23 protein-coding genes are annotated in these 23882 nt (G+C 35.1%); 18 read left to right on the top strand and 5 right to left on the bottom strand.

The window, feature by feature from the left end:
- The first annotated feature begins 444 nt into the window (after positions 1–444).
- The 7 genes from EWU23_RS04150 to EWU23_RS04120 all read left to right on the top strand — a co-directional run bounded on the left by EWU23_RS04150 (position 445) and on the right by EWU23_RS04120 (position 10459).
- The gene (locus EWU23_RS04150; protein ID WP_166229161.1) at positions 445–1794 is read left to right on the top strand and encodes a sigma-54-dependent transcriptional regulator; all 1350 of its coding nucleotides are present in this window, start codon (positions 445–447) and stop codon (positions 1792–1794) included.
- Positions 1795–2207: 413 nt separating this feature from the next.
- Complete coding sequence (kdpA, locus tag EWU23_RS04145; RefSeq protein WP_166229159.1) at positions 2208–3902, top strand: potassium-transporting ATPase subunit KdpA; 1695 nt, start codon at positions 2208–2210, stop codon at positions 3900–3902.
- A gap of 10 nt (positions 3903–3912) precedes the next feature.
- Positions 3913–5955: a potassium-transporting ATPase subunit KdpB gene (gene kdpB, locus EWU23_RS04140; RefSeq protein ID WP_166229157.1), complete on the top strand. Its 2043-nt coding sequence runs from the start codon at positions 3913–3915 to the stop codon at positions 5953–5955.
- A 9-nt stretch (positions 5956–5964) separates the two neighbouring features.
- Positions 5965–6525, top strand: a complete 561-nt coding sequence (locus EWU23_RS04135) for a K(+)-transporting ATPase subunit C (protein ID WP_166229155.1) — start codon at positions 5965–5967, stop codon at positions 6523–6525.
- Between the two features lie 3 nt (positions 6526–6528).
- Positions 6529–7605, top strand: a complete 1077-nt coding sequence (locus EWU23_RS04130; RefSeq protein ID WP_166229153.1) for a porin — start codon at positions 6529–6531, stop codon at positions 7603–7605.
- Positions 7606–7616: 11 nt separating this feature from the next.
- On the top strand, positions 7617–8741 hold the full coding sequence (locus EWU23_RS04125; protein ID WP_166229151.1) for a sensor protein KdpD: 1125 nt from the start codon (positions 7617–7619) through the stop codon (positions 8739–8741).
- Complete coding sequence (locus tag EWU23_RS04120) at positions 8741–10459, top strand: HAMP domain-containing sensor histidine kinase (RefSeq protein ID WP_166229149.1); 1719 nt, start codon at positions 8741–8743, stop codon at positions 10457–10459. The genes EWU23_RS04125 and EWU23_RS04120 overlap by 1 nt, the downstream gene beginning before the upstream one ends.
- 230 nt (positions 10460–10689) lie before the next feature.
- Here EWU23_RS04120 and EWU23_RS04115 read toward each other — a convergent pair whose 3' ends face one another.
- Positions 10690–12129: an amidohydrolase family protein gene (locus EWU23_RS04115; RefSeq protein WP_166229147.1), complete on the bottom strand. Its 1440-nt coding sequence runs from the start codon at positions 12127–12129 to the stop codon at positions 10690–10692.
- Positions 12130–12227: 98 nt separating this feature from the next.
- Between EWU23_RS04115 and EWU23_RS04110 the strand changes: the two genes are divergently transcribed.
- Positions 12228–12647 (top strand): DUF1801 domain-containing protein, encoded by a 420-nt coding sequence (locus tag EWU23_RS04110; protein ID WP_166229145.1) that lies wholly within the window; start codon positions 12228–12230, stop codon positions 12645–12647.
- Here the strand turns inward: EWU23_RS04110 and EWU23_RS04105 are convergent.
- Both EWU23_RS04105 and EWU23_RS04100 read right to left on the bottom strand, forming a co-directional pair.
- Entirely contained in the window at positions 12634–13272 is a 639-nt protein-coding gene (locus EWU23_RS04105; RefSeq protein ID WP_235942145.1) for a peptidoglycan DD-metalloendopeptidase family protein, read from the bottom strand. The two genes, EWU23_RS04110 and EWU23_RS04105, sit on opposite strands and share 14 nt — an antisense overlap.
- Positions 13273–13308: 36 nt before the next feature.
- Positions 13309–13704 carry a hypothetical protein gene (locus EWU23_RS04100; protein ID WP_205753077.1) on the bottom strand — a complete coding sequence of 132 codons (396 nt, stop codon included), beginning with the start codon at positions 13702–13704 and terminating at the stop codon, positions 13309–13311.
- A 130-nt stretch (positions 13705–13834) separates the two neighbouring features.
- Here EWU23_RS04100 and EWU23_RS04095 point away from each other — a divergent pair, with 130 nt between their 5' ends.
- Together EWU23_RS04095 and EWU23_RS04090 are read left to right on the top strand one after the other, a co-directional pair.
- Positions 13835–14947: an MBL fold metallo-hydrolase gene (locus EWU23_RS04095; RefSeq protein ID WP_235942144.1), complete on the top strand. Its 1113-nt coding sequence runs from the start codon at positions 13835–13837 to the stop codon at positions 14945–14947.
- A 182-nt stretch (positions 14948–15129) separates the two neighbouring features.
- Positions 15130–16377: a DUF4153 domain-containing protein gene (locus EWU23_RS04090; RefSeq protein WP_166229141.1), complete on the top strand. Its 1248-nt coding sequence runs from the start codon at positions 15130–15132 to the stop codon at positions 16375–16377.
- Between the two features lie 69 nt (positions 16378–16446).
- Here EWU23_RS04090 and EWU23_RS04085 read toward each other — a convergent pair whose 3' ends face one another.
- Positions 16447–17439 (bottom strand): amidohydrolase family protein, encoded by a 993-nt coding sequence (locus EWU23_RS04085; protein WP_166229139.1) that lies wholly within the window; start codon positions 17437–17439, stop codon positions 16447–16449.
- Positions 17440–17443: 4 nt separating this feature from the next.
- The gene (locus EWU23_RS04080; protein WP_166229137.1) at positions 17444–18574 is read right to left on the bottom strand and encodes an esterase; all 1131 of its coding nucleotides are present in this window, start codon (positions 18572–18574) and stop codon (positions 17444–17446) included.
- 581 nt (positions 18575–19155) lie between these two features.
- Between EWU23_RS04080 and EWU23_RS04075 the strand changes: the two genes are divergently transcribed.
- The 8 genes from EWU23_RS04075 to EWU23_RS04040 all read left to right on the top strand — a co-directional run bounded on the left by EWU23_RS04075 (position 19156) and on the right by EWU23_RS04040 (position 23844).
- Positions 19156–19758: a glycoside hydrolase family 3 N-terminal domain-containing protein gene (locus tag EWU23_RS04075; protein ID WP_317164289.1), complete on the top strand. Its 603-nt coding sequence runs from the start codon at positions 19156–19158 to the stop codon at positions 19756–19758.
- A 93-nt stretch (positions 19759–19851) separates the two neighbouring features.
- Entirely contained in the window at positions 19852–20490 is a 639-nt protein-coding gene (locus EWU23_RS04070; RefSeq protein ID WP_166229135.1) for a DUF1801 domain-containing protein, read from the top strand.
- A gap of 75 nt (positions 20491–20565) precedes the next feature.
- Positions 20566–21108 (top strand): RNA polymerase sigma factor, encoded by a 543-nt coding sequence (locus tag EWU23_RS04065; protein ID WP_166229133.1) that lies wholly within the window; start codon positions 20566–20568, stop codon positions 21106–21108.
- A gap of 96 nt (positions 21109–21204) precedes the next feature.
- Positions 21205–21687 (top strand): DUF4833 domain-containing protein, encoded by a 483-nt coding sequence (locus EWU23_RS04060; RefSeq protein ID WP_166229131.1) that lies wholly within the window; start codon positions 21205–21207, stop codon positions 21685–21687.
- Between the two features lie 20 nt (positions 21688–21707).
- Complete coding sequence (locus tag EWU23_RS04055) at positions 21708–22208, top strand: hypothetical protein (protein ID WP_166229129.1); 501 nt, start codon at positions 21708–21710, stop codon at positions 22206–22208.
- Entirely contained in the window at positions 22196–22918 is a 723-nt protein-coding gene (locus EWU23_RS04050; RefSeq protein ID WP_166229127.1) for an NRDE family protein, read from the top strand. Before EWU23_RS04055 ends, EWU23_RS04050 begins: the two co-directional genes overlap by 13 nt.
- Positions 22899–23561 carry a DUF6695 family protein gene (locus tag EWU23_RS04045; protein ID WP_166229125.1) on the top strand — a complete coding sequence of 221 codons (663 nt, stop codon included), beginning with the start codon at positions 22899–22901 and terminating at the stop codon, positions 23559–23561. Before EWU23_RS04050 ends, EWU23_RS04045 begins: the two co-directional genes overlap by 20 nt.
- Entirely contained in the window at positions 23518–23844 is a 327-nt protein-coding gene (locus tag EWU23_RS04040; RefSeq protein WP_166229123.1) for a DUF6695 family protein, read from the top strand. The genes EWU23_RS04045 and EWU23_RS04040 overlap by 44 nt, the downstream gene beginning before the upstream one ends.
- The last annotated feature ends 38 nt before the right edge of the window (positions 23845–23882 follow it).

The following is a 23882-nucleotide window of genomic DNA, read 5'->3' as shown; positions in this document are numbered from 1 at the left end:
GACTAGCTGCTAACATATATAATTTCAATACAGAATGGACGTGTCCCAACCTGCATCACGACTTTCTGAAAGGCCCTAAGAAAATTCAAGAAGTGCTGAAAAGTTTGGGGAGAAACATTTTATCTTCTTTGGAGGTACTGGAAGTTTTTATGTTAGTCCAGCTATTGATATTCATCCTTAAATTCAAACATAAAATAACAGATCAATAATGATATGACATGGAAAATTCAACTATTTAGCTTAACAGCATTATTCAATTCTAATTACATTTAAACAATCAGTCAACTTGATTTCAGTACATTTGTTACAAGGTAAAGAAAATCTAGCCCATGCGCATTCAATCAAATACTTGGGATGACTTTTTCAGAAACAACAATAGATTTAATTCGATAGTTTGTATCAATCATTAATTACTCCATTAATTAATTTAAAAATAAGCCCAAAATGAATCAACATGTCTTAATAATTGATGATGAGGAAAGATTAAGAACATTATTGTCAAAAATTATTTCGCTGGAGGGGTTCGAGGTTACTCAAGCGGGTGATTGTAAAACTGGTTTAAATAAATTAGACCTTTTAAATATTGATGTCATAATTTGCGATGTAAAACTTCCTGATGGAAATGGCGTAGATTTCATTAAAACCATTAAAGCTAGATATTCATACATAGAAGTGATTTTATTAACAGCATTCGGAAATATCAGTGATGGAGTAGAAGCAATTAAAAATGGAGCTTTTGACTATATAATAAAAGGCGATGATAACAATAAAATCATACCCCTTTTATATAAAGCTTTAGAGAAAGTATCATTGACAAAAAGAGTCCTTCAATTAGAAAAACAATTGGGAAATAAATATTCCTTTGAGGGAATTATTGGTCAATCAAAGTCAATCAAAAAATCTATAGAAACTGCTCAAAAAGTAGCAATAACTGATGCAAGTGTTTTACTTACGGGAGAAACGGGAACAGGTAAAGAAATATTTGCTCAAGCAATTCATACTGCTAGTTATAGAGCTCGACATAATTTTATTGCGATAAATTGTTCTGCATTTAGTAAAGATTTACTAGAAAATGAGTTATTTGGGCATAAGGCAGGAGCGTTCACGGGAGCTATAAAAGAAACAAAAGGGATTTTTGAAGAAGCAAATGGAGGAAGTGTTTTCCTTGATGAAATTGGTGAAATGCCATTAGATTTACAAGCTAAATTACTCAGAGTCCTGGAAACAGGTGAATTCTTTAAAGTAGGAGATAGTAAATTAACAAAAGTAAATGTTAGAATTATTGCCGCCACTAATAGAGACTTGAAAAACGAAATTATACAAAATCGCTTTCGAGAAGATTTATATTATCGAATTTCCGTATTTCAAATAGAGCTAGCTCCATTAAGACAAAGAACAGAGGATATTGAAGCATTGGCTTATTATTTCATGAAATACTTCGCTCTTAAAATGAAAAAGTCAATCCTTAGTATATCTTCAGAATACTTGAATTCATTAAAAAAGCATACTTGGAAAGGGAATATCCGCGAATTAAAGAACATTCTGGAAAGAAGTGTTATTTTAACTAATAGTGGAATTTTGGAGCTGGAAACTTTACCTGATGATTTTGAACAAAATCAAACAATAAATTCTGAAGGAAAATCCCTTTCTGCATTTGATCTATCAAGTGCAGAAAAAATTCACATTCAAAAAGTCCTCAATTATACCAAGGGAAATAAAACGGAAACAGCGAAACTTCTAAATATTGCTTTAACTACTCTATATAGAAAATTAGAGGAGTACAAAATCAGCTAAAGGCTATCAAAATGCAAGTATAGCCCTATCAAAATGATAGGGGTAATTATTACCTTTCTCCAAGATTAAATTCATTAATCTTCTTACAATCAGCGCATTATAAAATAATTTTATTTTTGGCAATCAAATTGTTATACCTGTATCAAAAAAAACAGATACATGGTAAAATCGATTTTAATTCATCAAGAGGTACTTCAATCCTGGTTTACACAAGGCAAAATAGCTTTTTCTGTAAGCAAATCAACAAATCCCTATAATGTGATTTACTTAAAAAATCACCCTCTAGTTTGTAATCCCACTTTATTTTAACTCATTCACTTAAATTGAAAAAAATGACTCTTCTTTTCATTATCTCTCTTTCCGTATTTACGTATATGTGCTACGTACTTATTCAACCAGAAAAATTTTAAATCATGAATACAGAAATAATTGGAGTTATCCTAAGTTTCCTTGTTGTAGTAATACTTGCCAAACCTATGGGCAGATACATGGGCAAAATCTTTAGTGATGAAAAAACAAATTTGGACTTTCTATTTGACCCTTTAGACAAACTTATCTATAAACTAGGTAACATTGACTTTAAAAAAGAAATGAATTGGAAGCAACATATTGTTGTCATGCTTACAATTAATTTAGTCTGGTTTGTATTAGCCATGCTTGTATTGACTAATATGGGAAACTTAGCTCTTAACCCAGATGGAAATCCATCCATGAGTTTAGATTTAGCCCTTAATACAGCAATTAGTTTTATTGCAAACACTAATTTACAACACTATTCAGGTGAAACAGGGATTAGCTATTTAGGACAATTAGTTTTGATGTTGTTCCAGTTCATAAGTGCGGGTTGCGGAATTGCGATGGCTGTAATAGTCGTTAATGCAATGAAAGAAAAAGTAGCCCATACTCTTGGAAACTTTTACTATTTATTTGTGCGCTCTTGTACTCGAATCTTATTACCATTCTCCATACTAGTGGCTATTTTATTAGTGTTGAATGGAAGCCCTATGACTTTTGAAGGGAAGGACACAATCACAACTTTGCAAGACGAATCTGTACAAGTTAGCAGGGGTCCAGCTGCTGCATTTATAGCAATCAAACATCTAGGTACTAATGGAGGAGGCTTCTTTGGCGCTAACTCCTCGCACCCACTTGAAAACCCCAATTATTTCACTAATACTTTGGAAATAATTACCCAGATGCTAATTCCTCTAGCATTCATTTTTGCTATTGGTTACATGCTTAAGAGAAAAAATTTGGCCTGGATGATTTTTGGCGTTATGACCGTTGGTTTCTTACTATTAGCCTTGCCGACTATATGGAATGAAATGAATGGAAATCCATTAATAGAAAAAATGGGGATTAACCAACATGGAAATATGGAAGGAAAAGAAGTCCGATTTGGGGCTGCAGCTTCTGCATATTGGAGTATTGCAACTACCGTGATTTCAACGGGTAGTGTAAATGCTATGCACGATAGTTTTATGCCTTTAAGTGGCCTTTTTCAAATGCTAGGCATGATGGTGAATGCGTTTTATGGAGGATGTGGTGTGGGTTTTCTAAATTTTTACATTTACATCATTTTGACTGTATTTATTAGTGGTTTGATGGTTGGTAGAACTCCCGAATTTTTAGGCAAAAAGATAGAAGCAAAAGAAATGCAAATTGCCATGGGAGTAACCTTGCTTCATCCTTTACTTATTTTAACAGGAACAGCTTTTGCTAGTTACGCCTATACGCAAAACCCTATTGAGTTATCGGCGTGGTTAAATAACCCAAGTTTTCATGGCTTCAGCGAAATGCTCTATGAATTCACTTCATCAAGTGCAAATAATGGAAGTGGGTTTGAAGGACTAGGAGATAATACCCCATTTTGGAATATTGCAAGCGGAATAGTTATGCTTCTAGCAAGATTTATTCCAATAATTGGCCCAGTTGCCATTGCTGGTAGTTTAGCAAGTAAAAAATACATTCCTGAAAGCGCAGGAACATTAAAAACAGATACGATTACATTTGGGTTGATGATCTTCATTGTCATTGTTATTGTCGCTGCTTTATCATTTTTCCCGGCTTTGTCATTAGGGCCAATTGCAGAATATTTATCTATGTAAACTCCATATCATGAGCCTTATTAAAAAAAATAATTTATTTGAAAGCGATTTAGTTTTTGACGCAATCAAGGAAAGCTTTATCAAGCTAAGTCCAGTAAAAATGTTTCGAAATCCAGTCATGTTTACTGTTTGGGTTGGAACCTTAGTGATGGTATTTGTATGTGTACTTATAGCCACGGGTGTGAAGGATCAGGGTAGTTTGATGTACAATTGCACCCTCACTTCCATTCTATTTATCACATTATTATTTGCCAATTTTGCTGAAGCCATTGCAGAAGCTAGAGGTAAAGCGCAAGCCAATAGTCTCAGAAAAACCAGAGAAGAAACTCCTGCGAAATTAATTCAACCTCTTGGTGAAATGTATCTAAATGAAATAAAGGTAGTCCCCTCATCCCAATTAAAAAAAGGTGATATATTTATTTGTGAAGCTGGCGATATCATTCCAAACGATGGTGAAATAATTGAAGGACTCGCTACCATTGACGAAAGTGCTATCACAGGAGAAAGTGCCCCAGTTATTAGAGAATCTGGCGGAGATAAAAGTAGTGTAACTGGTGGAACAAAAGTCTTATCAGACAAAATCAAAGTTATGGTTACTACTGAACAAGGAGAGAGTTTCTTGGATAAAATGATCGCATTAGTTGAAGGGGCTTCTCGTCAAAAAACTCCGAATGAAATAGCACTTACCATCCTTTTAGCTGGCTTTACTCTTGTATTCATTATTGTTACAATTACATTAAAACCATTAGCAGATTTCTCACAAACGCCCATTACAATTGCTGCTTTTATTTCACTGTTTGTTTGTTTAATTCCTACTACAATTGGGGGGTTACTTTCCGCAATTGGCATTGCAGGCATGGATAGAGCATTAAGAGCCAATGTTATCACCAAAAGTGGTAAGGCTGTAGAAACAGCAGGAGACATTGATGTACTTCTACTAGACAAAACAGGTACAATCACAATTGGAAATAGAAAAGCAACTCATTTTTATCTGTCCAATGGAGTCAAAGAAGAGGATTTTTTGAGGGCTGCAGTATTAAGCTCGATGTCGGATGACACCCCAGAAGGAAAATCAATTATTGAATTAATTGGCTTAAATCCTTTGAATTTTGAATTTAAAAATCACCGATTTATCAAATTTTCAGCAGAAACGAGATGCTCAGGAATTGACTATGATACTACTCGGATAAGAAAAGGGGCATATGACTCCATTCGGGCACTAACAGAAAAGGCCGGTAATATATTTCCAAAAGAAACAGAAGAAAAAGTGGGACTAATCTCCAGCAATGGAGGTACACCTTTAGTGGTTGCTGAAAATGAAAAAGTCTTAGGTGTAATTGAATTACAAGACATTATCAAAGCAGGTATTAGCGAACGGTTTGATCGCTTACGAAAGATGGGCATTAAAACAGTCATGGTAACAGGCGATAACCCATTAACAGCCAAATTTATAGCAGAAAAAGCAGGGGTAGATGATTTCATCGCAGAAGCTAAACCTGAAGACAAAATGAACTATATCCGAAAAGAACAAAGCGAAGGTAGGCTAGTCGCAATGATGGGAGATGGCACGAATGACGCCCCAGCTTTGGCGCAAGCAGATGTTGGTGTAGCAATGAATAGTGGAACTCAAGCTGCTAAAGAAGCTGGAAATATGGTCGATCTTGATAATGACCCTACCAAGTTAATTGAAGTAGTAGAAATAGGCAAACAGTTACTAATGACTCGAGGAACACTAACTACTTTTAGTATCGCAAATGATGTAGCCAAATATTTTGCTATTGTTCCTGCACTGTTTATTACATCTATTCCTGCATTAAATGACTTAAATATTATGAAACTTCATAGCCCAGAAAGTGCTATATTATCTGCTGTAATATTTAATGCGATTATTATACCAATGTTAATTCCCCTTGCATTAAAAGGCGTTGCATACAAACCCATTGGAGCTAGTGCTTTACTTCGAAGAAATTTGTTGATCTATGGCTTAGGAGGGATTATTGTTCCTTTCATTGGGATAAAATTAATAGACTTATTTATAACCATCTTATATTAATGTAGTATCATGAAAAATAATATAATTTCTTCTATTCGACTAACTATTGTTATGCTTATTTTGTTTTCTGGAGCTTATACACTTATCGTTTGGGCAAGTTCCCAGTTGACAACTAGCCATGGAAATGGTGATGTAATTTATTTCAAAGGCAAAAAATTTTACAGCAATTTAGGTCAAAAATTTACGAATGATCGTTATTTCAATTCACGACCATCTGCTGTTGAATATAATGCAGCTAGTTCTGCAGGAAGTAATAAAGGGCCTTCTAATCCTGCATATTTAGCATCTGTGCAAGCAAGAATTGATACATTTATAGCACATAATCCCAAAATAAAAAAATCTGAAATTCCTTCTGATCTAGTTACTGCAAGTGGTAGTGGATTAGATCCTCATATTTCTGTAACATCTGCCCTTATACAAATTAATCGAATCTCAAAAGTTAGAGGTATTTCTGAAAATGCTTTAACTACATTAATCTCAAAACAAACTGAAAAACCCATGGCTGGCCTTTTTGGCCCTGAACGTATCCATGTTCTTAAATTGAATATTGAACTAGATAAGATGCAATAAGTAATGAAAAAATTTATTTTACTCATATTTTCCCTGATCACACAATTAACTTTTGCTCAATCCGAAAATGAGAAAAAACCATTAATTTTTTCTGGATATTTAGAATCTTATTTTAGTTATGATTTTAATAATCCTACTAGTGGAACTAGGCCCAATTTCATCTATTCCCATAATAGACATAATGAGTTAACTATAAATCTAGCTTTTATTAAAGCTGCGTACCAACAAAATAATGTAAGAGCAAATCTGTCCTTAGCTACTGGATCGTACATGAATGCAAACTTAGCCTCAGAACCTGGAGTTTTAAAAAACATCTATGAAGCAAACGTCGGTGTACAATTAAGTCAAAAACTTAATCTATGGTTAGATGCAGGTATTTTCAGTTCTCATATTGGATTTGAAAGTGCCATAAGTAAAGATTGTTGGACCCTAACAAGAAGTATTATGGCAGACAACTCTCCATATTATGAAAGTGGCATTAAAGTCACATACCTTGCTCCCAATAAAAAATGGCTTTTGAGTGGATTACTATTAAATGGTTGGCAGCGAATACAACGAATAGATGGGAATAGCACCCTCGCTCTAGGGCACCAATTGACATTCACTCCAAATAAAAAAATTACAATAAATAGTAGCTCATTCATCGGGAATGATAAACCAGATAGCACCAAATTAATGAGGTATTTTCATAATTGGTATGGTATATTTCAATTAAGTAAAAAAGTTGCATTTACTGCTGGTTTTGATTTGGGTTTTGAACAAAAAAATAAAAATAGTGCTGATTTCTATCAATGGTATTCAACTGTTTTAATATTAAAAATTAGTCCAACTTCGAGAAGCAACATTGTGGGAAGAGTAGAATATTATAGTGACCCCAATGGAATTATCATCTCCAATACAAGTCCCCAAGGCTTTCAAACTTGGAGTTATTCTATTAATTATGATTATTCCATTACAGAAAATACTACCTGGAGGATAGAAGGTCGCAAATTTACTGGAAACAACGATACCTTTCATCGATTAGAGAAACTAGTTTCTGACGATTTCACCATGACAACTTCTTTGGCAATTTCATTTTAAATGTTTCATCCATGACAGAAAAAGAACACCATGTCCAACTTTTTCTTGATCTTATAAAAAAGTCGAGAAGAGGTAAATTCAAAATTTATATTGGAATGAGTGCTGGGGTAGGTAAAACCTTTCGAATGTTGCAAGAAGCACATGCCCTTTTGAAAAATGGAATCGATGTAAAAATTGGATATATTGAAACTCACAACAGAAAAGAGACACATGCATTATTAGAAGGCTTGCCAATTATCCCCAGAAGAACCCTTTTCTACAAAGGAAAAAGATTAGATGAATTAGATGTTCAGGCCGTTATTAATTTACGGCCTGAAGTAGTAATTATAGATGAATTAGCTCATACAAATATAGAAGGGAGTAAAAATGAAAAACGCTGGCAAGATGTACTGGAAATTCTTGACTCAGGAATTAATGTAATTTCAGCAGTAAATATTCAACACATTGAAAGCCTCAACAAAGAAGTAAAAGCAATTACAGGAATTGATGTCACTGAACGAATTCCAGATAAAGTTTTGTCAATAGCTGATGAAGTCGTAAATATTGATTTAACCTCAGATGAGTTAATCGAACGATTAAAAGAAGGTAAAATTTATTCCATAGAAAAAATCCCAATTGCACTAAATAACTTTTTTAAAAGTGAGCACATTCTTCAACTTCGTGAGTTAGCCTTAAAAGAAGTTGCTTCTCAGGTTGAACGCAAAGTTGAAACAGAAATCACCAAAGAAAATACACTAAAACACGAACGATTTTTAGCATGTATTAGCAGTAATGAAATTACGGCCAAGACCGTCATTAGGAAAACAGCTAGATTGGCCAATTATTATCACAGTAAATGGTATTTATTATATGTACAAACTCCATCCGAAAATAGTAGTCATATCCCTTTAAACAAACAAAGACATCTGATTAGTAATTTTAAACTAGCCACAGAATTAGGTGCTGAAATAATTAAAGTAGAAAGTAGTCATATTTCTACTACCATTTTGGAACAATGTGAAGAAAAGAAAATAACAACCATTTGTATTGGTAAGCCCCATCTAAGTTTGTTTAAAATCATACTTTCAACAAACGTATTTAATAACTTACTCAAAAAACTATCTCTTACGAATATTGACTTAGTCATATTAAGCTAATGAAAATCAAATATAAATTATTTCTTGGCACTGGATCTCTATTTGCCATGATCATTCTACTTTCAATTTTGGCAAGCCAATTCATTACTAAACTATCAAACGATACAAAAAATATACTGGTAGCAAATTACAACACATTAGACTATTCGCGACAAATGATGATAGCCTTAAATAACGGCATCTATAGTAAAGTAGAACAACAATTAATTGAAGAAAACCTTGCGAAACAACTAAAGAATATAACAGAAGTTGGGGAAAAAGAATTAACCCTCAAACTAACAAATGATTACAACAAATTAAAATTATCCCCTAATGATAGCATCTTAATAAAAAACACAAGAACAGATATCACGGATATTATGCAGCTCAATATGCAAGCTATTCAACGAAAAAGTAACATTGCCGATGAAACAGCTGAAAAATCTATTTTTGAAATTTCAATCATCGGTACTATCTGTTTTCTAATTGCTTTCATCCTCTTAGTAAACCTTCCTGGAAATATCGCTAATCCAATCAAAGAACTATCCGAAAGTATTAAACAAATTGCATCACAAAACTATTCAAAAAGAGTCCACTTTGATGACAATAATGAATTTGGAGAATTAGCTACATCATTTAACATAATGGCTGAAAAACTAGAGGAATACCAAGCTAGTAGTTTAGATAAGCTTATGTTAGAAAAAAAGAGAATCGATACATTAATTAACAATATGCGAGATCCTGTAATTGGCTTGGACGAAAAAAATAATATAATTTTCATGAATAATACCGCATTATACGTTACTGGACTAAAAAACGAAGAGGTCCTCGGAAAACGTATTCAAGATATTGCAGTAAATAATGATTTAGTAAGAACACTTATTCAAGATTTATTTATTGAAAAAAAAATCAACAAACCTGTAAAAATATATTCAGATAATAAGGAGAGTTTTTTTAACAAAGAAATCATAGCCATAAATATAATTCCAACAGGAGAAAATGAAGAAAAATTTGTAGGCAATGTTATTCTACTTCAAAATATAACGGAGTACAAGGAGCTTGATTTTGCTAAAACCAATTTTTTGGCCACCATATCACATGAATTAAAAACACCTCTTTCCTCTATTAAAATGAGTGTACAATTATTAGAAAATCACAAAATAGGTAATTTAAATGAGGATCAAATTCAATTAATGGAGAGTATTAAGGAAGATGCAAATCGACTTTTAAAAATTACTAGTGAATTATTAAATATGACACAAGTGGAAAGTGGAAGTATTCAATTAATTGTAATGGCCACAACTCCTGCCGAAATAGTTGAATACGCCATAAATACAAATCACATATCCGCAGAGTATAAACAAATCAAGTTTGAAGTAAAAATTGACCCTTCTGTATCTCAAGTCCTAGCTGATAAAGAGAAAACAGCTTGGGTTTTAAGCAATTTGGTTGCAAATGCAATCAATTACAGTTTCGAAAATTCTACTATTTCAATTCAAGTAATTAAAGACAGAAACAATGTGAAATTTTCAGTTGCAGATACAGGTCAAGGTATTTCACACCAATATTTAGATAAAATTTTCAACAGATATTTTCGTATTCCAGGTTCTCAAAATGAAGGGAGTGGTCTGGGCTTATCCATTTGTAAAGAATTTATTGAAGCACAAGGAGGTAATATCTATGTTTCAAGTGAATTAGGAATTGGAACAAAATTTGAATTTGAATTACCAAGTAGTTAGAATTTAATATTCAATTTCTCTATTTAAATTATGTCTCATTTAATATAGATTTTATTTAAAAATATAATTATACTTAAATGTGGAAGAGAATAATGAGAATTTAATATTGACTAAATATCTTAAGGCTCCTATTAAAGAATCTATAAAATCACTCATAAAGAAAACATAAAAATATTGCCTCCATTCCGAAATCCAATATTTAACAATTTAGCTTTAAACTTCTATTAGATTTAAGGGATTTTTGCTTCAAATTCCTTAAATCTTTTAGCTAAATCTTGTCGCAATTTCTGCTTGACTTCAGGCTCTTGAATAAAACTGTAATCCAAACTATTAAATACCAATTCCTTGATGTGAGCATAGCTAAAAAACGGATATGATTTAGCCAATAAAACGTATTGTTCCGTCAAGCTCGTACGCAAAACACCTGCATCATCGGTACTAATTAAAAGAGGAACCTTGAATTGATGATATAATTGAATGGGGTGCTTATCTTCTTTAATTTGTAAAATAAATCGGTTAGAAACCAGATTCATTTCCACGGGTATTTTCTGTTTACTCATGTATCTCAAAAGGTCATAACTGTTTTTTTCATAAGGGATACCAACACCATGGCCAATTCGATTCGCTTTCGCTGTATGTATTGCCTCTCCAATATGCCATGTTAAACTTTCAGGCGCCACTTGACCCATAGCCAATTCTCCTGCGTGTAAAGAATACTTTACTCGAGGGAATTTCTGATGGCAAAACTGGAACATCAACATATGTAACTGGTAATCTTTCATGGAAGTTTCTCCATGTTCAGGAGTCACCATATTTACTCCAACTATCAAATCACTGGTATTCGCTGACATAAAACTGATAACAATGTCCTTAAATAATTCTACTGGATTCTTACATCTCAACACGTATTTTTGATATCGCATGGTAAAACGCTCATCATCTATTTTTAGACTATCATGCAAATGTTGGATGAAGGTATTATTCCAAATGACGGCTTGATTCATCGCCTCTTTTTGCATCAATTTCCCATACAATTTTTCCAGTAAATTCAATACAGCCTGCTGGTTTGACTGACTAGCCTTATGGCGTAAATCGGTATCAAAAAAGGCCAAATCACTGAAGTTTATTTGGGAATAAACAGGAGAAAACATGGTTTCGATATAGCTGACATTTTCAGCCATAGCGCGGTTTTTTAATTCCAACATGCCAGGGGCATATTCTTCGTTGAGGACTGGCAAATATTTATCAAAAGACTCAAAAAACAATTGATCCGATGGATAAAATGCAGGATAATAATCCTTCACTGACCATCGACGCATGATCTCATTTTTCATCGCGTCCAATCGGCCTTCGGATGATACTTCAGACAAGCGTTTCCAGCCACCTTTTCCTGATGGTTCCTTGGCCACGGCCATCGATTCCATATTCAGGTAATAATCTAATTTTATCGCTTTTTCCAATAAAGGTTCAGCATAAATGGATCCACTAAAATGATGATGTAAGTCGCCCCCTTTCGGCATCTGGGCCATAAATGCCGTCAGTTCTCCTTCATTGTTTCTAATTTTCTGTAAATATTGGGCTGCTTTTTGCTCCTGTGCCGAGAGGCAAGTTGGGAGTTGCACAATGATGATTAACGCTAAGAAATATTTCATGGATTTATATGTACTCATTTGTTGATTCGAAAGGGTAGTTAAAATTACAGGTAATTGAATACATTTGAACTAGAAATGACTTTAAAAGAATGATACTCATTTAATTCATTACGACCATGAACCCTGCCATTCAAACATTTAATCAGAACCTAACTCCTCAAGAAGCGGAAATTGGGGATTTTTTAGCCAACTATATTTCGGAAAAATTACCTGAAGCTAGCTGTAAAATTTGGCATGCCATACCCGTTTGGTTCATCGACGATAACCCCATTGTGGGCTATAGTTCACTTAAAAAAGGGATTCAATTGTTATTTTGGAGTGGTCTATCTTTTGAAGAAAATCAATTACAGGTAGTAGGTAAGTTTAAAGCCGCTGGTATTTACTTTCAAAACGTACATGATATTCCCATTCAAGACCTCAACCGCTGGCTTCAAAAATCGAAAATAATCCAATGGGATTATAAAAATATTGTCAAACGAAAAGGGGTATTAGAAAAATTAAATATTAATCCTTCTTCCTCAGTTAATCCAGCATAAAAAGTTCGGGATTAGGACAATTTTGAGCATAAAAATCCAGATCCCTTGACGAACAAACGCCGGGATAATCTCCCATGAATCCTTGTAAATCCCGAATCAACTGGAAATGCAAATGGGATGGCCATCCTCCATTTTCCTTCAAATTACCTACATGAGCAAAGACTTGACCACGACTAATTTGTTGTCCAGACCTTAATCCCTCTAAATCTTGACTGGCCAAATGTCCGTATAAACTATAGATCTTTTCTCCATCCCAATCATGGGCCAATATGATCGTCGGACCATAATTTCCAGAACCTTCATTCACCTGAAAACTATGCAAGATGCCATCCAAAGGTGCCACAACACCTGTACCAGCCTCTGTCCAAATATCAATTCCTAAATGAATATTCCTAAAGTCTTCAAAACCTGTAGCAAAATTCTCATGCGACTCATAGATTCGTCGATGCTCTAAATACCCACCTACACCATATCGTTTAGAACCAATAGAATCCTGGATGAATGAATTAAAATGGCATAACTCTTGATAAATCTCCAACTTAAGTGCTGAATTATGAATACTTAAATCAATGCTTTGCGTATTACCTGGTGAAAGTGGGGGAACAAATAAATCCTGAATCATCATGGTATTCATTTTACAAAAGGACGTGCAAAAAGCTAATTACATGCTTTGCAAGATTTGTTCAATCTTCGTTATCAACTCGCCTACACCTAAACTTGCCCATAAAATAAAAAGCCCCAATATGGTTTTGATCCCATTGGTCATTCCGACACCGGTCAGACGATGAATGAATGCCTGGATAGGTGGATAATAAACCAAAGAAAGTAAGATAATAAATACACCATACTCTGGATCATTTCCAGAAAAAACATTGACCAAACCAATCAGCGTAAATAAAATGCCAATAACCCAATTGACTGTTGTTCCGAATTTCGTTGAATTTGCCATATGTACCTTGTAAAAAATGATGCGAATGGATGTCAAATGACCTTTGACATCATTCACCAAAATAAACGTAAAAATGTCCTTTTGCCAAAATAGTAACATTATTAGCATCTCTCACTTTTCTTGGTTGGAAAGAATTTATAAAAATGTCCATTAAAATCGTGCTAATACCTAAGTTGGCCATATCATTCAAGGAACATGTCAATTGGTAGATCAAAAGCAGTAAATTGGTCCTTGTAATATGAAAAGAAGACGTATGCTAGGCTTTCTAGGAATTTTAACAAGCATCTCGGTAGGTTCTTGGATTGCCCTCAATAAATCGGTATTGGGGACTAACCCAAAAGGTAAAAGGCTACACCGAATTAAAAATTCTCCTCATTATAACAATGGCGAATTTCAAAATTTATCCTACACTCCCACTTTCGCAGAGGAAAACAATAAAATTGGCTCCATGCTGAGGGTGATGACGAGTAAAAACATCCGCACCAAACCAACAGTGGCACTACCCACAGTAAAAACTGATTTGAAACAAATAAGTCCCAACACAGACTATATGATCTGGTTCGGACACTCCTCTTATTTACTCCAAATAGAGGGCAAAACCATATTGATAGATCCCGTTTTGAGCGGTTATGCGGCCCCTTTTTCTTGGATGAATGCTTCATTTAAAGGTACAGATCCATATACTGCGGAAAGCTTACCGAGTATTGATTATTTATTCATTAGCCATGATCATTATGACCATCTCGACTATGAAACTATCAAAAAGATAAAAAGTAAAGTCAAGCGAGTGGTATGTGGACTGGGTGTTGGGGAGCATTTAGAGTATTGGGGCTATTCGCCTGACATCATTGAAGAATTGGATTGGAATGAATCCATCACTTTAGAACAGGGTTGGCAATTAACGGCTACCCCGGCTCGTCATTTTTCAGGTAGAGGTCTCCAGCGAAATAGAACACTTTGGATTTCTTTTGTGTTGAAAACTTCCCAACATAATCTATTCCTCGGTGGGGATAGTGGCTATGATACCCACTTCAAGGCCATTGGTGACCAGCATGGGCCATTTGATTTAGCCCTCATAGAACAAGGCCAATATAATCTAGCGTGGAAATACATCCACCTCATGCCAGATGAAATTTTTACCGTTGCCAAAGATTTGAAGGCTAAAAAAATCTTTGCTGGACATAATTCCAAATTTAAATTAAGTATTCATCCATGGGATGAACCATTACAGCTTCTTTGGGAAAATAGTAAAAAGCAGGATATCCCCGTTATTACGCCAAAAATTGGAGAGTTGGTCGATTTAGGATTGGCAAATCCATCATTCTCCACTTGGTGGGAAGGAATTATATAACAGCATATTACCGTTTATTGAATAAATTTGCCGCTAAACAAAATAAGGTGCAATTTTTAATCAATTACTAAGTTATTGCTTCGCTAAGTATTTCCTTGGAAAGCTTATATAAAATTGAGTTCTATAAGATGGTATTACATATGAATCATTTTAGTACGTAATAATTATTTACCTCAATTATCATGAAAAGCGAGATCATACAAAACTTGAAAAATCCAGAACAACTGGAAAAGTTATACCGTGCCAATTCCGCTTTATTTAAAAAAGAATTCAACGCCTTATGGTCGGAATATCCTGAAGAAACAAGTTTACAAGTTTGGAATCAGCGACTAAATTATGCGCCGGAGCCAATCACTTTGGGCGCCAAAAATGAATTACTTTTTATACTTATTTTGGGCATTTGTGCTGCCCTAATTTCTCAGATCCCTTCTTTTTTCGGATTAGATCAAGATACCTTTTTCCAAAGAAATATTTCCTTTGTTATTTTCCCCTTTTTAAGTGCCTATTCCATTTGGAAACAACAAGTTCCTGTTCATAAAATCTTACTTCCTCTAGGTATTTGCCTCTTTTCGGTCATCTATATCAACCTACTTCCTCATACTTCACCGTCTGATTCCATCCTATTAGCATGTATACATGTTCCGCTAATCTTATGGTCTGTTTGGGCATATTCCTACTTAGGTGAAAGGCTTCTTTCCAACACGCATAAAAGAATTGAGTTTTTGAGATTACATGGTGATTTATTAGTAATGTGCGCTATCATCCTTCTTTCGGGTGGATTATTTACCGCTATTTCCTTGGGCTTATTTGAAATAATAGGGTTGGATATCAAAGAATTTTATGGAAAATATGTGATTGTCAGTGGCTTATCTGCCACACCTATTTTAGGCAATTATTTGATTCAAAAGAACCCTGCTTTGGTCAAAAACGTTTCGCCGATTATTGCCAAAATCTTTACCCCAGTAGTATTTGTATTCCTTTTCGTTTATTTAATTGCCATGGCGTTTACCGGAAAAGATCCTTATACCAATCGTGAATTTCTATTAATCTTTAATGGCCTTTTGATAGGAGTTATGGCCCTCATTTTATTTTCTGTAGCCGAAGCTGAAAAAAATGAAAGCCCCAAATACCAAACGTGGTTGTTATTAGGATTATCTGCCCTAACGATTGTTGTCAATGGAGTTGCACTTTCCGCCATTTGTTTCCGAATAATCGAATGGGGAATCACGCCTAACCGAATAGCCGTATTAGGAAGTAATTTGTTAATTTTTATCCACTTAGTTCTCGTTGCAAATTCTTTACTGAAAACAACTCAAGGAAAATCTGATTTTAACCTAGTGGCCAAAAGTATTGCCCAATACCTTCCCATTTATTCCATTTGGGCTGCCATTGTTTGCTTCATTTTTCCTCTCATTTTTCAATTTAGATAAACGAGATTCATGCATAAAAAAGGGCATCTTAAAAGATGCCCTTTTTATTTTCCAAGGTATATTTCCTATTTATTGATACTTGGAAGGATCTAATCGAAAAAAGCGTACGGCATTATTGAAAAAGATATCTCTCTTCTGCTCAAAAGAAAGGTAATTAGCATTTTCAATGACCCCCAAAGATGTCTCTAACAATTTTGGCCATACCATTAAGTCGGTACCATACATGATTCGTTTCCCAAAACCTGCTTGTACTAATCTTCGTAAATACATGTGTATTTCTTCCAAAGGATAGCTCCAAATCATCCCGGCTAAATCCACATAGACATGGGAATTAGCTCCCATCAACGCAATCATTTCATCGATCATAGGATAGCCGGCATGCATCACCCAAACTTTCAGTTTAGGATGTCTGGCTAGTAAATCTTCCAACAATAAGGGATTACCCATGGAAGCCCGATATTTGGGTGAAGTCAGATTAGCCATGCCATTTCCCCCTGTTCCCATATGAATGGCTACTGGTACGTTAAGTCGCTCGGCTACTTCAAAATACTTATCCACCAATGGATCACTCGGAGATAAGCCTTGGTATTGTAAACCCACTTCCCCTACCACTTTATAAAAACCCGTTTTCAAGGAATCTTCAAAAGCTTGTACACTAATACCACTAGCCGAACTAAAACCGATAGAAGGAATAACCCGATCAGGAGCTGCCGCTTTTTTCCAATTACGAATTACCTGAGGATCTCCTGAAGCCACAATGGTCATGTTTAAACGTTTCATGGTTTGCATTAACTCATCTTGAAATTCTTCGTCCGAATGAGCCGCCTTTAACATAATGGCCCCATCAGCATTCAAAAATTTGGGCGTCGGTTCATTAGGATCTGTTCCTGGCATGTTACTTAAAAACCAGGGCGACATATCGGAGGCAAAATTGGCATTGACTTTCATGGCATGCACATGTACATCTATGATCGGTAAATGTTTGGCAGAAGCAGTTTGTGCCAAGCTATTTTGAGTGATCAATACTACCCAAACAAGAGCAAATAATACGATTTTTTTCATGTGATTAATCTTTAAAAAGTAATAGAGCAAATTCAACTAAATTATGACGCCAGGTGATAAACGTGTGACCTGCATCATACGTATTTGTTTGGTATTTAATGCCGTATTTATCGAATACAGCATTGACCCCCAAACCGTTTTTGTAGGCAATATCCCTTTCGCCTCCCATAGCAATCCAAAAGAGCTTTAAGCGGTTAATCTCAGGGTTTTTCAAATTTTGAATATATTTCTCTTCCAATATTTTCAACTGTGGAGGAAAATATCCTGTACTTAAAGGTAATACATAGCCAAATTTCTCAGGAGCAAAAAGTGCCATATTCAGTGCTTGCAATCCGCCCATAGAAAGTCCCGCATAAGCAGTATGAAAACGATCCGTCAGAACAGCATATTTTTCATTGACCATAGGCATGATTTCCTCAAACATTTGTTTGTAATAAGGATCTTCCCCAATCCCAGGATTCATATAAAAACCTGAGCCTGGATGTCCCATGGGCATCACTACCACCATGGGCTTGCATTTACCCACTGCCAGTAAATTATCTAGAATAAAATTGGCACGACCAGCTGTAGACCAGGAAGCATCATTATCGCCTCCTCCATGCTGCAAATATAAAACTGGTAATTTCCCTTTCATCTTTTCATAACCTGGTGGTGTATACACATGAAAACGTGCAGGCTTACCCGTTACCTTGGATTGAAACCAGACTTTCTCCAACTTCCCGTGTGGAACCGCTTGATTAGCAGCATAGACCGATTCCTTCCCCTTAATTTCCATCATATTGGAATAGCCATTTTCTCCTTCTTTCAACAAAGTATTCTTAGGGTCCAACGTTTTCACCCCATCTACCGTAAAATCGTAGGTATAAAAATCCGGTATAATGGCCTCCGCTGTAATGTATGACCAAACGCCCAGTTCATTTTTACTCAAATTTTTAGGGCCAAACTCCTTAGAAAAATCACCAGAAACAATCACTTGACTCGCCTTGGGCGCATAAATCCGAAATACTACTTGTCCTGAAGTTAAAGCTTCTACAGATTTAAGGGTGTCGTTGGGGGTAGGTGTTGGCCTTGACGGTTGAGCCAATAAAGCTACACTACTCATGAGCAAACTTAAACTAAGTATCCATTTTTTCATCGACTAATGATATTTAATTTGGTATTTTTTCAATATTTTTCGATATAATAATTCTATATTGTATCTATTTGCTACAATATAGAAATCCTAATTGAATTATTTCTACCGGCTTACCTTATTTTGATGAACGGAGAAACAATTATCCAAGAATTTATACAATAAGTCATTGTAAACCAGCTAATTAATCCTTTTAGACCATATAGCCCATTCATATATCCATCAAATTCCTTGAAAAACATGTATTTGCTAGGCCTGTTAGCTATTTTGTCTTTTACCAATACAAGCACGGTTCCATACAAGTCAGCCACAATTAAGTGGAAATGCTCCATCTGCAACAAATGCAGTTCAAAGACCTGAATAAAAACAACAAGTTAGATCGATACGAGGATTGGCGATTCCCCATTTCGGAGAGAAATTAAGGACTTGGTTTCTCAAATGACCTAGGAGGAAAAGGTGGGCTTCATGTTAATTAGTACGACTCGCATGGGTGGCGACAATGGATTTGGTGGAGCGCCAGCTGCGCGTCCAGCTACACCCATCAGCGATCGTTTCTATGAAGAAGATCTGATTCAAAACACCAAATGTTTATCCGAAAGCTGCTGGGAGCCCCTAATATGGCCACTACCGGAACCACAAAAGGGGCTCGTCAATTTCACCCTCGTCACTTCATTTTGAGAGCGAACGCCGCTCCAGAAATCTTGGCAAAATGGTCCAACAATCTCCAAGCCTTGTGCGAGGAAACACGACTAGGGATACCAGCCATCGTGGCTTCCAACCCAAGAAATCATGTGACCACAGATGCTTCAGTTGGATTAAGTGTGGGTGTAACGGCATTTTCTAAATGGCCTGAGGAATTAGGTTTGGCTGCTATGAGAGACTTTGCTTTGACGCGTCAATTTGCTGAAATTGCTTCTAAAGAATGGCGTGCGGCTGGTCTACGAAAAGGATATATGTACATGGCCGACTTAGCCACCGAACCACGTTGGCAGCGAATGGAAGGGGCCTTTGGAGAAGATGCAGATTTGACATCTCGTATGATTCAAGAAATCATTGTGGGTTTTCAAGGAAAAAATTTAGGAACTCAATCCGTGGCCATGACCACCAAACACTTCCCTGGAGGCGGCCCTCAAGTAGATGGGCAAGATTCCCATTTGGGCATGGATTATCCTATAAATAAGTCCTAAAATCTCGTTTGACTATTTTTTGACATTCATAAATTGAAAGTCAAAAAACGGACATATCATAAATTCCATTTATTTTTAGAAAAAATGTGACTCATGAATCCTAAAGTAGATGCCTTTCTGGTAAAACTAGACAAATGGCAAGCGGAATTAAGCTTACTGAGAAGCCTATTGTTGGAGATGGGCTTGGAAGAAGATTTGAAATGGAGCTCCCCTTGCTATTCCCATGACAAGTCGAATTTGGTTATTCTACAAGGTTTCAAAGAATACGTTGCCATCATGTTTTTTAAAGGCGTTTTATTAAAAGATTCTGCCCACGTCTTTAGTAAACCAGGGGAAAATACACAGTCGAGCCGACAAATTCGATTCACCCATCTTGACGATATCCTATCCAAAGAAGCACTGATTAAAGCGTATATTTTAGAAGCGATTGAAGTGGAAAAATCGGGTGCCAAAGTGACCTTAAAAAAAATTGAGGATTATGCTGTTCCAGAGGAATTTCAAAGCGCCATGGATGAGGATGAAGCATTAAAAACAGCTTTTGCACGATTAACTCCGGGTCGACAAAGAATGTATTTGATGCATTTTGCGGAGCCAAAACAAGCTGCCACAAGAATTTCCAGAATTGAAAAAAACACAAAACGCATCCTTATTGGCAAGGGATTAAGTGATTGTATTTGTGGCCTTTCCCAAAAAATGCCTTCTTGTGATGGATCGCACAAACATGCAAGGTAAAATTGATCTTATATGGACGAATATTAGGCTTATTAAAAATGAATATCTAATATTTGTACCTCCTCTACTACCAACATGGATCATGAAAGCCTACTTATTGACTTAAAAAAGGAATGCAATTTTGCATATGGCGAATTATATAAATCCTATTTCCCGATTGTTAATCGCTTTATTCTGAATAATAAAGGGACTCCTGATGATTCATTAGATATATTTCAAGATACTATGATTATTCTAGTTGAAAAGCTTAGACATGATGACTTTCAACTAACGGCCTCATTAAAAACTTACGTATTTGCTATTGCTAAATATCTCTGGTTCAATAAGATTAGAAATATGCCCTCTTTCCTTGATATTTCAGAAAAAGAATATCACTTATTTTTTGAAACTATTGAGCAAAGTATTGAAGAAGAAAAAAGTTACACGGACAGGCTGCAATATTTAATGAGTAGAATTACCGATCATTGTAATCGGCTTTTACACGATATTTTCTTTAAAAATAAGCCCATAGAGGAAATTCAAATTCAATATGGCTATTCTACTAGACATAATGCTCAAAATCAAAAACACAAATGTGTAGAACAGATTAAAAAAATTAAAGAGCAGCAAATCGATTAAAATCGGCATATTTTAAAAACAATTTAAAAAAATCACCTTCCACCGGGTGATTTTTTTTGTTTTTAGATATTAAGGTATACCCAAATAAACGATGAGATGACACAACTATTCCTGGGATGTATACTTTGTTTCAATGTGATAAATTCAGGCTTTATCATTGAACGAAGTAAAGATGCTAATCAAATTATCTACTCCATTCAAACCGATGAAGAAGGTCACCTTAAAGATAACCCAATAACTATTTATTGGGTAAAGCATACGGAAAATGGAAGGATCTCTTCATTGACTTGGATTCAACAAAAGTATGCATATGGCTTACATTTTCTGTCGAAAACCAAAGAGAATGCAACATTTCATTTTGTGTCTTATGCCAAGCAAATTTTTACTGTCAAAAAAGCAGATGACAATACCTTTTATGTAGTAACTCAAATACAAAAAGAAGAATTCGTATTGAACAAAATCTACATTCATTTAGTGGGTAGTTCCTTCTGGTTTCCCCAAATACCTAAAATAGAATTATTTGGAGTAAACCTTAAAACTGGCACTCACGTGATCAAAACCTTATACTTAACTAAATAATACATCTTTAAATGATTCTCATGATTAATCAATGCATTCTAAACTTGAAGGATTTAAAGTTGCTTTTAGAACAGCTTTCTGAAGAGCAATATAGGTATCAGTCCAAATATTTGCTAGGTTCTTCCATTGGAGAACATGTACGTCATATATTGGAATTTTATGAAGGAATACTGACAAATAAGTCTTTCGTTTTTGTTGATTATAGTAAACGAGAACGGAATAAGAATATTGAAATAAACCTTGAATTAGCGAATGATTTTATTGGTTATACCATGCTATCATTAGCTAGTAAAAACGTTGAAAATACTCTCTTACAAATTCAAGACACTTCTATTTCAGATCAAGTATTTACTAGCAGTTTCGGGAGGGAACTATATTACTGTCTGGAACATAGTATCCATCACCAGGCTCTCATTCGAGTTAGTTTAATCGAGCAAAATTTATCTGAAATCATTAAACCAACATTTGGCTACGCTAATTCTACCATTCAATATCAAGAAAGAACATCATGTGCACAGTAAGTTATATCCCAACTGAAACAGGTTTCATTCTCACATCCAATCGAGATGAAAAAGTAATTCGGCCAACTGATATTCCGAAGAATTATCACATGAAAGGTTCCCATTTAATTTTCCCCAAAGATCTTCAATCAGGTGGAACATGGATTGCACTGAGTCCTAGTGAAAATAGAATTGCCTGTTTACTCAATGGAGCATTTGAAAATCATACTAAGAAAGAGTCTTACAAATTAAGTCGTGGACAAGTGCTTCTTGACAGTTTTATCTATCCAAATGCAGAGATGTTCCAAGCATTCATGGATTTTGATGATGTAGAACCATTTACGCTAATCATGCTTGAAAATAAATCAACGCCAAGATTAACAGAATTACGGTGGGATGGGGAGCAAAAGCATGTTTCTAAATTAGATACATCAAAAACCAAAATTTGGTCCTCCGCTACTTTGTACAGCCCAGAAATTAGGCTTTTAAGAGAGCAACTTTTTCAAGAATGGTTACTACACAATCCTCCTCAAAATATCCTTGACTTTCATAAGGGTAGCCTAGGAATAAATAAGGAGAATGATATCATGATGGAAAGAGGCAATGCACTCAAAACTATTAGTATCTCTCAAATTATCCAAGATTATAAGGGCTTTAGCTTTAAGTATATTGACTTATTATCTCCAAAAAATAAACATCATGAATTTTCCTATGAGCACATTGAAGCATAATGGTTTTGCTATCTCATTAGCGTGGCCAGAAACACTGTGTAAAAAAACCGGTGCTTGGTATGATTATTTAATGCACATACTCGGTATCTCAAAAAATAATTACTACCGGGTTGGCCATGCTGCCGTTATTCTAATTTATGAGAAAAACGGAGATTGTCATTACTTCGATTTTGGAAGATATCACGCCCCCAATGGGCATGGTAGAGTAAGAAACAAAGGCACGGATTTTGATCTTGAAATTCCTATTCGAGCTAAAATTGAAGATGGCACAATTAGAAATTTAAGGGAGATCTTCCAATATGTAGAAAAAAATAAATCCTGTCATGGAACAGGAAATCTAATTGGATCATACTGCCCAATTGATTTCAAAAAAGCCTATATAAAGGCTATTAGTATGCAACAAAAGGGAGCTATTGAATATGGGCCATTTATATGGAATGGCACCAATTGTTCAAGGTTTGTTAGAACTGTCATATTGTTTGGAAAACCTTCCTTTAGGTTTTGGTATCGACTATTTATCCCGCTGACATTTACTCCTACCCCAGCTTGGAATGTAGTAGCCTTAAAATCATATCATTCAAATCAACTTGAACAAAAAAATGACATATACTCATATAGCAAAATCGAAAAATACCCTTGCTAAACCCAACATTCCTCAAAATTTACCTGATTCAGCACAATGGTTAGCAGGAGAAGGTGCTGGCTCATGGTTTGTCATGAATCTTAAAGAAAATAAACAGTATAACATTTCGAGATTTAACCCTGTTGGTATTCTTGAATGCAGTGGCACATTTGTCGAATATCAATCTGCAGATTTCAACTTCCGTTTGCCATTTATCATAACATATTTAAGCCATTGTCAACAAGTAACTATTCTACAAAATAACCAAGTATATTTTTTTAGAAAAATTAATTCTATTGGGTGACAAATCCGTGATTATCACATTAAGTTTTATAAATAAAC

Source organism: Aquirufa beregesia (assembly GCF_011090385.1).
GTDB classification, from domain to species: domain Bacteria; phylum Bacteroidota; class Bacteroidia; order Cytophagales; family Spirosomataceae; genus Aquirufa; species Aquirufa beregesia.
The sequence above is the reverse complement of the archived record's forward strand: the minus strand, read 5'-3'. Positions and strand labels throughout refer to the sequence as shown.